This is a genomic window from Brachybacterium sp. FME24 (genome assembly GCF_014897705.1).
In the GTDB taxonomy this organism is placed as follows: domain Bacteria; phylum Actinomycetota; class Actinomycetes; order Actinomycetales; family Dermabacteraceae; genus Brachybacterium.
On record NZ_JABUXV010000011.1, the window covers coordinates 163,282 to 175,732 of the forward strand.

Annotated in this window: 10 protein-coding genes; 7 read left to right on the top strand and 3 right to left on the bottom strand. The window is 69.5% G+C overall.

The features are described from left to right. Positions 1-145: 145 nt before the first annotated feature. The gene (locus tag INT51_RS14060) at positions 146-1,324 is read right to left on the bottom strand and encodes a sugar-binding transcriptional regulator (RefSeq protein ID WP_193105951.1); all 1,179 of its coding nucleotides are present in this window, start codon (positions 1,322-1,324) and stop codon (positions 146-148) included. A 361-nt stretch (positions 1,325-1,685) separates the two neighbouring features. Between INT51_RS14060 and INT51_RS14065 the strand changes: the two genes are divergently transcribed. Genes INT51_RS14065 through INT51_RS14075 form a run of 3 tightly spaced genes read left to right on the top strand, consistent with a single transcriptional unit; the run spans position 1,686 to position 4,966 of the window. After that, a complete protein-coding gene (locus INT51_RS14065) occupies positions 1,686-3,089 on the top strand; it encodes a sugar ABC transporter substrate-binding protein (RefSeq protein ID WP_226832435.1) in 1,404 nt (467 codons plus the stop codon). A gap of 3 nt (positions 3,090-3,092) precedes the next feature. After that, positions 3,093-4,073, top strand: coding sequence for a carbohydrate ABC transporter permease (locus INT51_RS14070; RefSeq protein ID WP_193105952.1), 981 nt, complete (start codon positions 3,093-3,095; stop codon positions 4,071-4,073). Further along, a complete protein-coding gene (locus INT51_RS14075) occupies positions 4,070-4,966 on the top strand; it encodes a carbohydrate ABC transporter permease (RefSeq protein WP_193105953.1) in 897 nt (298 codons plus the stop codon). The genes INT51_RS14070 and INT51_RS14075 overlap by 4 nt, the downstream gene beginning before the upstream one ends. 224 nt (positions 4,967-5,190) lie before the next feature. Here the strand turns inward: INT51_RS14075 and INT51_RS14080 are convergent, their stop codons facing one another. After that, the gene (locus INT51_RS14080; protein WP_193105954.1) at positions 5,191-7,365 is read right to left on the bottom strand and encodes an NAD(+) synthase; all 2,175 of its coding nucleotides are present in this window, start codon (positions 7,363-7,365) and stop codon (positions 5,191-5,193) included. Positions 7,366-7,525: 160 nt separating this feature from the next. Here INT51_RS14080 and INT51_RS14085 point away from each other — a divergent pair, with 160 nt between their 5' ends. Together INT51_RS14085 and INT51_RS14090 are read left to right on the top strand one after the other, a co-directional pair. Next, entirely contained in the window at positions 7,526-8,389 is an 864-nt protein-coding gene (locus tag INT51_RS14085; RefSeq protein ID WP_193105955.1) for a carbohydrate ABC transporter permease, read from the top strand. A gap of 151 nt (positions 8,390-8,540) precedes the next feature. Beyond that, entirely contained in the window at positions 8,541-9,380 is an 840-nt protein-coding gene (locus INT51_RS14090; RefSeq protein ID WP_193105980.1) for a carbohydrate ABC transporter permease, read from the top strand. A gap of 71 nt (positions 9,381-9,451) precedes the next feature. Here INT51_RS14090 and INT51_RS14095 read toward each other — a convergent pair whose 3' ends face one another. Next, a complete protein-coding gene (locus INT51_RS14095; RefSeq protein ID WP_193105956.1) occupies positions 9,452-9,631 on the bottom strand; it encodes a hypothetical protein in 180 nt (59 codons plus the stop codon). Between the two features lie 170 nt (positions 9,632-9,801). On the opposite strand from INT51_RS14095, the gene INT51_RS14100 reads away from it, so the two are divergent. Continuing rightward, the gene (locus INT51_RS14100) at positions 9,802-11,232 is read left to right on the top strand and encodes an MFS transporter (RefSeq protein ID WP_193105957.1); all 1,431 of its coding nucleotides are present in this window, start codon (positions 9,802-9,804) and stop codon (positions 11,230-11,232) included. Continuing rightward, entirely contained in the window at positions 11,229-12,215 is a 987-nt protein-coding gene (locus tag INT51_RS14105; protein ID WP_193105958.1) for a sigma-70 family RNA polymerase sigma factor, read from the top strand. Before INT51_RS14100 ends, INT51_RS14105 begins: the two co-directional genes overlap by 4 nt. The last annotated feature ends 236 nt before the right edge of the window (positions 12,216-12,451 follow it).

The window sequence follows — 12,451 nt, forward strand, 5'->3', positions numbered from 1 at the left end:
GGGCCAGTGGATCGGTGAGCCGGTGAGCCGGTGAGCCGACGAGTCGACGGTTCGGTGGACCGACGAGCCGACGAGCCGGCGGCGATGGGGCGCTCGAACGCGCGGAGACGAGCGCGACCCGCCGACGCGCGACCCATCTGCCCCCTCAGTCCAGCAGAGCGGCGACCTGATCGGCGAGCTCGGGAGCCAGGACGATGTCGTCCACCATCCCGGAGCGGGCCGCAGCGATGACCGCCTCGGGCCGGCCGACGGCGGGTGCCGCCGCGATCACCCGGGCACGGCGCAGCTGGTCGGGGCGCACACCGATGACGCGATCCTCCATCGAGGAGTGCCATACAGCGCCGGTGCCGCCCAGCATGATGCCGCAGATCTCGGCGACGATGCCGGCGTCCTGTGCGCGACGCTGCTCGTCGGCCCCGAGCCGGGCCCACAGGGTCGAGGCGCCGGCGGACCAGGCCCCGATGGAGACCACGGCGACGTCGAGGGTGTCGGCCGCATCCAATGCTGTGCGCACTTCCTCCATCGAGCGCAGCGACGCGGCGACCTGAGCTGAATCCACGATCAACGGAGTGGGGAGGGCCCAGAGCTGACCGCCGGTGTGGGCTCCGAGGGTGTGGACCAGGGCGGAGGACTGCGCGGTCGAGTAGCCGGGAGCGCTGAGCGGGCCGACGAGCTGGACGATGTCGGCCGCCGGCAGGTCGTCGAGGAAATCCGGCAGGTGCATGAGGGTGCGGGACCAGGCGACGCCGAGGCGCCCGCCCTCGCGAAGTCTCGTCGGCAGCAGGCGGGCGACCTGCCGGGCGATCGCGGCGCGCATCGACTCGCCCGGGCGCGCGGTGGCGACGGTGACCGAGGAGATGCCGAGCTTCTGGGCCAGCGGTGCGGCGTCGCGGCCGGCGGCGCTGGGGTCGACGATCTGGATGCGCACGATGCCTTCGTCGCGCGCCTCGTCCAACAAGCGCGCGACCTGGAACCGGGACAGCGCGTGCCGACGACCGATCTCGACCTTGGAGAGCCCGTCGAGGAAGTATTCGGTCGCCAGAACGGCCTTGAGCGACCCGGCCGCGGGAGGTGCCTCGTCAGCCTCGGAGGAGAGCAGTGCGGCGATCGCAGTCCCCGCAGTGCTCGCGGCCTCCGCCGACCCCGCACCCTCCACGGACCTCGCAGATCCCGTGGCCTCCGCTCCCCCCGAGTCCCGTGCGGCACCGACCGGCTCTTCGGTGCGACTGCCTGTCGCGGGAGTGCCGTCCCCGTCGGCCGAAGCCCGCCCGATCTGCCTGCTGACCGGCGCGTCGTTGTGCACAGTGGTGCGTTTCTGCGCCATCGCAGCTCCTTCCGATGTCTTCCCGGCGCGCACACTTGCGCCCTGCCTCTTGCTCAACTGAGAGTATATGACTACGCTCACTCTCAGCTGAGCACGAAGATTGATCATATGAGAGCACCGGCGACGTCGCCGCGTGCACCCCACTCCAGCGGGACCGCCGTCGGCCAGTCGCGACGGGCTCGCCGGGCACCCGTTCTACAGCGGCCACGACACCGGACCCGTTCCTCGAGACCCCAGGATCCGTACCGAGCGCCCCGGCCAGGGCCTCGCTCGACCCCGAGCGGGCGGACCCGCACCGGATACCTCGCGGACCCTTCTGCGGGAACCGTCCAGCCACGAGCCGTTCAAAGGAGAACAGCGCATGGAACACCCTCTTCCACACCGCCCCCACCCGTCACACCGAGCCGGGACACCGTTGCGTCCGCGCCGTCGCACGGTCCTGGGCGCCGGCCTCACCGCCGGGCTCGGTGCCGCGGGGCTCGCCGGCTGCGGTGCCGGCTCCGGCGGCAAGGAATCCATCGTCGTCGCGATCGTCTCGAACCCGCAGATGCAGGACGCGATCAGCCTCATCGACCACTTCACGGCCGATCACCCCGATATCGACGTGCGCTTCGTGTCCCTGCCGGAGAACGAGGCGCGCGCGAAGATCACCGCGTCGGTCGCCTCCGGCGGCGGCGAGTTCGACGTCGTCATGATCTCCAACTACGAGACCCCGCTGTGGGCGCCCAACGGCTGGCTGACCGACCTCGAGCCGTACATCGCGCAGACCGACGGCTACCAGCCCGACGACTTCGTGCCCACGATCAAGGACGCCCTGACAGTCGACGGCTCCATGTACTCGGTGCCCTTCTACGGCGAGAGCGCGTTCCTGGTGTACCGGCAGGATCTGTTCGATTCGGCCGGCCTGGAGATGCCCCCTCACCCGAGCTGGGACGACCTGCGGGGCTTCGCCTCCACCCTGCATGACCCCGACGCCGGGATGTCCGGGATCGCCCTGCGGGGATTGGCCGGCTGGGGCGAGAACCTCGCCCCGATGTGCACGGCCATCAACACCTTCGGAGGCAGCTGGTTCGATACGGACTGGGCACCCCGCCTGGACTCGGAGGAGGTGCACGATGCGGTGGCCATGTACGTCGACACTCTGCGCACCTACGGCCAGCCCGGTGCCGCGACCTCCGGCTTCGGCGAGTGCCTGACTCACTTCAGCCAGGGCAATGCCGCCATGTGGTTCGACGCCTCCTCGATGGTCTCCGGCGTCGAGAACCCGGCCTCCTCCACCGTGGTCGGCAAGACGGGGTACGCCTTGGGACCCACGAATCTGACCGAGTACGCCGGCTGGCTGTACTCCTGGGCGCTGGCGATCCCCCAGACCAGCCAGAAGAAGGACGCGGCCTGGGAGTTCATCGCCTGGATGACCCACCCCGACTACTTCCAGCTGGTCGGCAACGAGATCAGTTGGGAGGCATTGCCGCCCGGCTCGCGACTGTCGACCTACGAGATCCCCGAGTACGCCGAGCTCTCCGAGCACTACGCGGGACCCACTCTGGACTCGATGGAGAACTCGACCCAGGAGAACTCGATGACCGTCGAGGTGCCTTATGACGGGCTCCAGAACGTCGTCATCCCGGAGTTCCAGGACCTCGGCACCCGTGTGGGCCAGCAGTTCTCCGCTGCGATCGCCGGTCAGAAGAGCGTCGACGAGGCGCTGGAGCAATCCCAGGGCTTCGCCGAATCGGTCGCCCGCACCTACGGATGGGAGGGCTGAGACATGTCGACCGCCACCGACACACCCGCCGGCCGGGGGGCGGACGCGCCGCGCACTCCGTCGGCCGACGGACCCCGCGATCGCACCCCGCACCTCGGCGAGCACTCCAAGGCCGAGGCCTGGCGCCGTCGGCTCCCGCTGATGCCCGCGTTCCTGTTCGTGGTGATCTGCACCCAGATCCCCTTCCTGCTGACGATCTGGTACTCCCTGCGCTCGCGAAACCTGCTGCGCCCCGAGGGCGAGCAGTTCGTGGGCCTGCGCAACTATCTCGACATCTTCGTCGACTCCACGTTCCGCACCGCGGCACTGAACTCGATCCTGTTCACCCTGGGCTGCGTGGTCGTCTCGCTCCTGCTGGGACTGGGGCTCGCGCTGCTGCTGGACCGGAAGTTCTTCGGGCGCGGCTTCATCCGCACCCTGCTGATCACGCCGTTCCTCATCATGCCGGTGGCCGGGGCGATGCTCTGGTCGATCTCGATGTTCGACCCCACCTACGGCCTGGTCAACTGGCTGATCGGCACCGTGGGGATCTCGCCGGTGGACTGGACCAGCCAGTTCCCGATGGTCTCGATCATCATCGCGCTGGTGTGGCAGTGGACGCCGTTCATGATGCTGCTGCTCCTGGCGGGCCTGCAGTCCCAGACCGGTGACGTGCTCGAGGCCGCTTCGATGGACGGCGCCGGGCCGGGCAAGACGTTCCTGCACATCACGTTGCCGCACCTGCGGTTCTACCTCGAGCTGTCCGTGCTGCTGGGCGCGATCTACGTCGTCAACACCTTCGACCAGATCTACCTGATGACCGCGGGCGGCCCCGGCACCGCCAGCGCCAACCTGCCGTTCTACATCTACCAGCGCGCGTTCCTCGGCTTCGACATCGGGCAGTCCGCCGCGATGGGCGTGATCACCGTGATCGCCACCATCGTCATCGCCACGTTCGCGCTGCGCCTGATCTTCACCGGCATCAACAGCAAGGAGCAGTCATGAGCGCCACCACCGCCGACGCCCCTCGGACTCCCGTCGGCGCCCGGCCCGCCGCACCTCCCGCCCAGCGGCGTCGGCCCAAGGGCCGACTCAGCCGGCACCTGCTGACCGTGCTGGCCTGGGCTGCCGGGCTGATCTTCTTCGCCCCCGTGGCGTGGATGGTGCTGACCAGCTTCAAGCAGGAGAGCCAGGCGGCGTCGAACCCGCCCACGTTCTTCTTCACCCCGACGCTCGAGCAGTACGCCTCCATCATCGGCACCTCCGGGGCGGGCTCGTACCTGCTGAACTCGGTGATCGCCACCGTGGCGTCGACTCTGCTGGTGCTGGTCCTGGCAGTGCCCGCCGCCTATGCCGTGAGCATCCGGCCCATCAAGCGCACCCAGGATGTGCTGTTCTTCTTCATCTCCACGAAGATGCTGCCGGTGGTCGCCGTGATCATGCCGATCTACGTGATCGCCGGACAGCTGCGCATCCTCGACAACATCCTCACCCTGATAGTGCTGTACACGGCGATGAACCTGCCGATCGCGGTGTGGATGATGCGCTCGTTCTTCCTCGAGGTGCCCGGGGAGGTGCTCGAGGCAGCATCGATCGACGGCGCCTCGCTGATGCGCACGATGCGCACGGTGCTGCTGCCGATGGTGGCCCCGGGCGTCGCGGCCACCGCGCTGATCTGCGTGATCTTCGCGTGGAACGAGTTCTTCTTCGCCCTGAACCTCACCGCCGCGAACGCCGCGACGGTGCCGATCTTCCTCATGTCGACCATGACCTCGGAAGGCCTGTTCCTGGCGAGGCTGTCCGCAGCGTCCGTGCTGGCCTCCCTGCCGGTGGTCCTGGCCGGTTGGATCGCCCAGAAGCAGCTGGTGCGCGGCCTCTCCATGGGCGCCGTCAAGTAAGCCGACGATCCCCCGCACCGCACGCACCCGCACCCGCACCCGCACCCGCACCCGCACCCCGAGTTTTGTGGCCTGAGGACCGATGCCAGTTCGCGCATCGGTCCTCAGGCCACAAAACTCGAGCCGGCGAGCCCCGGCCGGGCGGGCAGCCGAGCGGGCGGCCGAGCGGGCGGCCGGGCGGCCGAGCGGGCAGCCGAGCAGCCGTGCGGTGACCTGCCGACGGGTCAGTCGCCGGGGACCTCGGCCTCGATCTCGGCGAGCCAGGCCTTGGAGGTGACGTCCGAGGGCATCCGCCAGTCGCCGCGCGGGGAGAGGGAGCCGCCCGAGAGGACCTTCGGGGCGTTCGGGGCCGCGGAGCGCTTGAACTGGTTGGAGAAGAAGCGTCGGGTGAACACGGTCAGCCAGTGCTTGATCTCGGCCCGGGTGTAGGCGCGCTTGTCGTCGTCGGAGTATCCCGCGGGCCACTGGCCGCGAGCTTCGTCGGCCCAGGCCTGATGGGCGAGGTAGGCGATCTTCGCGGGGCCGTAGCCGCGGCGCAGCTGGTGGTAGAGCGTGAAGTCGTGCAGCGCATAGGGGCCGATCGAATCCTCCGTGGACTGCGCCTTCTCCCCCGGCTTGGTGGGGATCAGCTCCGGGGAGATCTCGGTGTCCAGCACCGCCTGCAGGAGCCCTGCGGTGGCCTCGTCGAACAGACCCTCCGCGATCACCCAGCGGATCAGATGCTGGATCAGCGTCTTCGGCACGCCCGCATTGACACCGTAGTGGGACATCTGGTCGCCCACGCCGTAGGTGCACCAGCCCAGCGCCAGCTCGGAGAGGTCGCCGGTGCCCACGACGATGCCGCCGTGGTGGTTCGCCAGGCGGAACAGGTAGTCGTAGCGCATCCCGGCCTGGACGTTCTCGAAGGTGACGTCGTAGACCTCCTCGCCGGCGCCGTAGGGATGGCCCATGTCCGAGAGCATCTGCGTGGACGCCGGGCGGATGTCGATCGTCTCGAAGCTGGCGCCGATCGCTCTCGAGAGCAGCTCGGCGTTGGAGCGGGTGTGCTCCGTGGTCGCGAAGCCGGGCATCGTGTAGGCGAGGATCTCGGAGCGATCACGGCCCAGCAGGTCCATCGCCCGTGCGCACACGATCAGCGCATGCGTGGAGTCGAGACCACCGCTGACCCCGATCACCGGGCGCGTGCCGCCGGCCTTGTCGCCGCCGATGGCGCTCAGCCGACGCACCAGCCCCGCGACCTGGATGGAGAACGCCTCGTAGCTGTCCTGCGCGAGGCGGGCGGGATCCTCGGGGACGAAGGGGAAGCGGTGCAGCGGCCTGCGCAGCGGCCCGGTCGCCGGGCGCGCCGCCTCGGCCTCGACGGTCTCGTCGTCATCATCGCGCGCGAACTCCTCGACCTCGTCGCCGAACACCACGTAGGTCTCGGGCTCGAACATCTGGACCTCCGCCCAGGAGCTGTACTTCTCGAGCTCCTCGGCGTGGGTGCGGCGGTTGTCGTCGAAGGTGCTCTGCCGCCGGCGCTCGCCGACGATGCGATCCAGGTCGACATCGACGATCGTGGCACGCGGACCCTGCGGGAAGCGCTCGGACTCCCCCAGCAGGTCACCGCACTCGTACACGAACGTCTGCCCGTCCCAGGCCAGATCCGTCGTCGACTCTCCCTCCCCGGCGGCGGCGTAGACGTACGCGGCCTGGCAGCGGGCCGAGGCGGAGCGCGCCATCAGCTTGCGATCCTCCGCGCGGCCGACGGTGATCGGCGAGCCGGACAGGTTGGCGACGACGGTCGCGCCGGCGAGCGCGGCCTCGGCCGACGGCGGGATCGGCACCCACATGTCCTCGCAGATCTCCACGAACAGGCGCAGCCCCGGGACGTCGGCGACGGTGATGATCCCGTGCGGGGTCAGCAGGTGGTCCTCGCCGCCGATCCGCACGATCTCGTCGCTCGCATCGTCACCCGGCGCATACCAGCGGCGCTCATAGAACTCGCGGTAGGTGGGCAGGTTCTGCTTCGGGGCGATGCCGAGGATCTCCCCGCGATGGATGATCACGGCGCAGTTGAAGAGTCGGCTGCGGTCGCGGGCGCGCAGCGGGGCGCCGACCACGATGATCGGCTGCAGCTCGCGGCTCGCCTCGACGAGGGTGGCGACGGCCTGCTCGGCGGCGTCCAGCAGCGGCTCCTGCATGACCAGGTCGTCCAGCGAGTACCCGGTCAGGGACAGCTCCGGGAACACGGCGAGGCCCACCTGCTGGTCGTGCAGGTCGCGCAGCTGTTCGAGGTGGCGCTCGGCGTTGGTGGCGGGGTCGGCGAGCGCGACCGGGACGGTCACCGCCGCCACGCGCACGAAGCCGTGGTCGTAGATCGAGGCGTGCGGGTCGGCGGTCGGCGTAGCGGCACTCATGGGCCCGAGCGTAATGGAGCACGGGGCCGCGCCGCCGCCATCGCCGTCGCCGTCGGCCGGACGCGCCGCCCGGTGCCGGCCGGGCGGCACACGACCCCTCCCACCTGCTATACGTTGACCCGGTGGATCTCCGCAGGGCACGGCGCGTGAAAGGGGCGGCATGAACTCTCGTCGGCCCCTGCTGGGGTGGCTGCTGATCGCTCCCAGTCTGATCGGGGTGACCGCATTCCTGATCCTGCCGGTGATCCTCGCCTTCGTCGTCTCCCTGTTCCGCTGGGACCTGCTGGGAACGCGCGACTTCATCGGGCTGGACAACTACGCGTCCCTGCTCTCCAGCGGCGCGCTCGTGAACTCGCTGGTGGTCACCGCCCTGTTCACCCTGATCTCGGTGCCGGTCTCCCTGGCGCTGGGCCTGGTCCTGGCGACGCGGCTGGTGCAGGCGCTGCCGGGGTCGGCGGTGGTGCGAGTGATCGTGGTGATCCCCTGGGTGTGCGCCCCGCTGGCCCTCGGCGTGGTGTGGAAGTGGATCCTCCAACCGTCCGTCGGCGCCCTGAACCAGATCCTCGGCGTGCGGATCGAGTGGCTCACCGATCCCTCCCTCGCACTGCCTGCGGTGGCCTTCGTCGCGATCTGGCAGAACGTCGGCTACATCTCGCTGTTCTTCCAGGCCGGCCTGTCGAAGATCCCCACCTCGATCTACGAGGCGGCGCGGCTGGACGGCGCCGGTCCCTGGCAGTCGATGCGTCATATGACCATCCCGCTGCTGCGACCGACGACGTTCTTCCTGGCCGTCACCCAGGTGGTGGCCAGCTTCCAGGTCTTCGACATGGTCTTCGCACTGACCGGCGGCGGCCCCCAGCACCGCACCGAGGTCATCGCCTCCCTCGTCTACCACGAGGCCTTCACCACCTCGAACCTGGGGCGGGCGAGCGCCGTCGCGGTGATCCTGTTCGTCCTGCTGGTGGTGATCACGCTGATCCAGCAGCGCTACTTCGCCCGCCGTATCACCTACGACATGAGCTGAGAGGAGACCGACGATGCCGACCACCCCTGACACCGCGATGCCGCCCTCGCAGGGCGGCCCCGAGTCCACCGGCGTGCCGCGTTCCGCGCGCCGGGGCTCCTCCGCCGGCCGGTCGTCCGGTTCCCGGGCCCGCCGTTCCGGCCCCGCCTCGATGCAGGCGCGTGCGCTGGCGGGCTACGCGGGCACCTACCTGGTGCTCGCCCTCGCCGCCGTGCTCACCCTGGGCCCTTTCCTGTTCTCGGTGATGACCGCCTTCACCTCGTCCCAGCAGTTCGCCCAGCAGGGCCCGCTGGCGATCCCCGCGCCGCCGGTGCTGGAGAGTTTCGCGGCCCTGTTCGCTCCGTCCGCCGGACCAGACGGATTCCTGACCCCGGTGGTGGTCACGGTGCAGATGGTCGCCGTGATCCTGGTCGGGCAGATGGTGTTCTCGGTGCTCGCCGCCTATGCCTTCGCCCAGCTCCGCTTCCCCGGCCGTGACCTGCTGTTCTGGGTGTACATCGCGACGCTGATGGTGCCGCAGGTGGTCGTGGTGGTGCCGCTGTACCTGATGATGAGCGAGGTCGGGCTGCGCAACACGTTCTGGGCGCTGGTGCTGCCGTTCGTGCTGGGCTCGCCGTATGCAATCTTCCTGCTGCGGGAGAACTTCCGCGGGATCCCGACCGAGCTGATGGACGCGATGCGGATCGACGGCGCCGGCACCCTGCGCCTGCTGTGGCACCTGGTGGTGCCGCTGAACCGACCGATCATCGTCACTCTCGTGCTCATCACCGTGGTCACCCACTGGAACAACTTCATGTGGCCGATGGTGATCACCTCGGGCCCCGAGTGGCGCACGATCACCGTGGCGACCTCGGCGCTGCAATCGCAGTACAACAACAACTGGACGCTGGTCATGGCCGGCACCACGCTCGCGATGCTGCCGCTGGTGATCCTCATGATCGCGTTCCAGAAGCAGATCACCCGCTCCGTCGGCAACACGACCCTGCGCTGACGTCCCGGCACCGTGCCGTGGGCCGGCCGCACCGGTAAGGGTCCGTCCCTGGGGAGCAGCGGCGGCACGCATCAGGGCGCACCGTCGGCGCGGATCGCTGGGGCGAGCCCGCGCCGCACGGACTCGCGGGACACGTCTTCCCAGCGGGCCACCGCGGTGGCCCCAGCGGTCAGGGCGAGGTCCTCCTGCTGGTGCTCCGGCGCGTCCCGCATGCACCTCCCGCGTCGCTGAGGATCGATCTTCCTCGGCATGTTCCCGATCCTTCTCGGCCCACCAGCAGCGGCATCGACCCCCGGTCGATCCGGGTCACCCGAAACCGAACGCTCGGCGGAGCGATGAGTTCGTCCACTGCCAGGGATCTACCCCTGTGACCAGACGCTGACAACGGTTCGGTGCGGCACCGGCACGGAGAGGACAGACGATGACGACCGATGTGCAAGCAGCAGTGACGAAGCATCGATGGTGGGTGTTGGCCGTGGTGTGCATGGCGATGTTCATGGGCGTACTGGACTCGACGAGCGTCTATGCGGCCTTGCCGGTGATCGCGATCGACCTGGGCTTCGCCCCGGCGGAAGTCCAGTGGGTGATCACCGCCTACGGGGTGGCGATCGGCGCTCTGCTGCTCCTGGGCGGGCGGCTGGCCGACTACGCGGGCCGACGACGGACGTTCATGGCTGCCGTCGGAGTATTCGCGGCGGCGTCGTTGGCCTGCGGGCTCGCCCCCTCCAGCGAGGCGTTGATCGCCGCGCGGGTCGCTCAGGGCGTCGGTGCAGCGGTGATGACTCCGGCGGGTCTGTCGATCCTGATGCAGGTCTTCGCCGACGGACCGGACCGCAACAGGGCCCTGGGGATCTGGGGCGGTCTCGGCGGTACCGGGGCAACGGCCGGTCTGCTGCTGGGCGGGGTTCTCACCGATTGGGCGGGATGGGAGTGGATCTTCTTCACCAATGTCCCCGTCTGCATCGTCGTGCTGATGCTGGGCCCGATGCTTCTGCCCGACAGCACCGGGACCAGAGAACAGCTCGACCTGCCGGGCGCCGCGACGGCCAGCGGTGCGCTGGTGCTGACGCTTCTGGCGCTGTTCCGCGTCGCCGAGCAGGGTATCGACCCTCTCGCGCTGGTATTCGGCGCCGGTGCGGTGGCGGTGGCGGGGATGTTCGTCGTCGTCGAACTGCGCAGCCCCGCGCCATTGGTGCCGATGCGGATCTTCGCCTCGCGCGCCTTGGTCGGCGGCAACGTGGTCATCGTGATCGCCGGCATCGCGGTCGACGGGCTGCTGATCGTCGTGACTCTCTACGCACAGCAGGTGCTGGGATTCTCCGCGCTCCAGTTCGGTCTGGCGATGGCCATCATGACCGTCACCTCGGTCGTCGGGGTGATGGCCGGACAGCACCTGGTGACCCGGGCAGGGTTCCGATTCGTCGCCTCGTGGGGCATGATTCTGCTGATGATCGCTTGCCTGGTGCTGAGCCGGCTGTCGGTTGACGGGTCGCTGGTCGAGGATCTGCTGGCGGGGCTGGTCGTGTTCGGTGTCGGTATGGGTGCGGCGTTCGTCGCCGGTCAGATCGCAGCGCTGACAGGTGTCGCCGACGATGATTCGGGGCTGGCAGCGGGACTCGAGGAGACGGCCTTCGCCATCGGCACCACCCTGGGGGCCGGGCTCGCCTCGGCGATCGCGATCGGCGTCGCCACACGCGGAGCTGCGGGCTCGCCGTCGGCGGCTGAGCTGACCGAGGGCCTCGGAATCGCACTCTTCGTCCTGGCCGCGCTGGCAGCCGTCGGGGCGCTGGGTGCCGCAGTCCTCCTCCGCACGCCCCGTACCGCCACAGAGAGGATCGCGACCTCATCATGACGCTCTTGCTCGAGGACTTCGACCATCGGGCCGGTCCGTACCGGTCCGAACTATTGGCACACAGCTACCGAATGCTGGCCTCGATCCACGATGCCGAGGATGCCGTCCAGGAGACCTACCTGCGTGCGTGGCGCGGCTACGAGGGATTCGAGGATCGCTCCTCGATCCGGACCTGGCTGTACCGGATCGCGACCAACACGTGTCTGCGTGCGCTGGAGAACCGCGGCCGTCGGGCGCTGCCCGCGGGCCTGGGCGGCCCTGACCAGGGTCCGACCGCTGAACTGGCCCAACGGCCCGAACTTCCCTGGCTGGAACCGGTCCCGGACACGATGCTCGGCGGGCACGCCGTCGCGGCCGGGGACCCGCTCGCCGCGGTGACCCGCCTCCAGAGCGTGAGGTTGGCGTTCATCGCGGCCCTGCAGCATCTTCCTCCGCGCCAGCGTGCCGTGCTCGTGCTGCGGGAGGTGCTGGCCTTCAGCGCCGCAGAGGTCGCCGCGATGCTCGACACGACACCGGCCGCGATCAACAGCCTGCTGCAGCGGGCACGTTCCCAGATCAAGGACGCCCACCCCGAAGAGACCGAGATCCACGAGCCGACCCCGGGGACGGAGCGCGATCTGCTGGACCGCTTCGTCGCGGCGATGTACGCCAATGACATCAAGGAGCTTGTCGCAGTCCTGACCGAGGACGCCGTATATGAGATGCCGCCTTTCCCGGCATGGTTCCGTGGCGCCGAGGTGATCGGCCGCATGGTCGATGCCCAGAGCCCCGCGGAGGGTCCCGGCGATCACCTCCTCGTGCCGACCGCGGCCAATGGCCAGCCAGCATTCGGGCTCTACATGCCCGACGACTACGGCATCCACAGGGCGTTCAATCTGCAGGTCCTCACCGTCACCCCCAGGGGGATCTCGCGCGTCGTCGCCTTCTTCGACCTGCGCTTGTTCGCCCGGTTCGGCCTACCCGAGACCGCGACGCCGCGATGAGCCCCGGGCTGCCGCCAGGCCCGCGCCCCCGCTGACACCCGTGCCGCCGACGCCCCCCGCCATCGGCACCGGCCAGCCCGGCCCGGCCGGCCCGGCCCAGGCCAGTCCGGCCCCGGAAATGTCCCCTGAGGACCGATCCGGGGCAGAACACCGGTCCTCGGGGGACATTTCTGGGCGGGCGTGACGCACGCTGCGGCGATGCGCGATGGCGCCGGGCACGACGCACCGCGCGCACC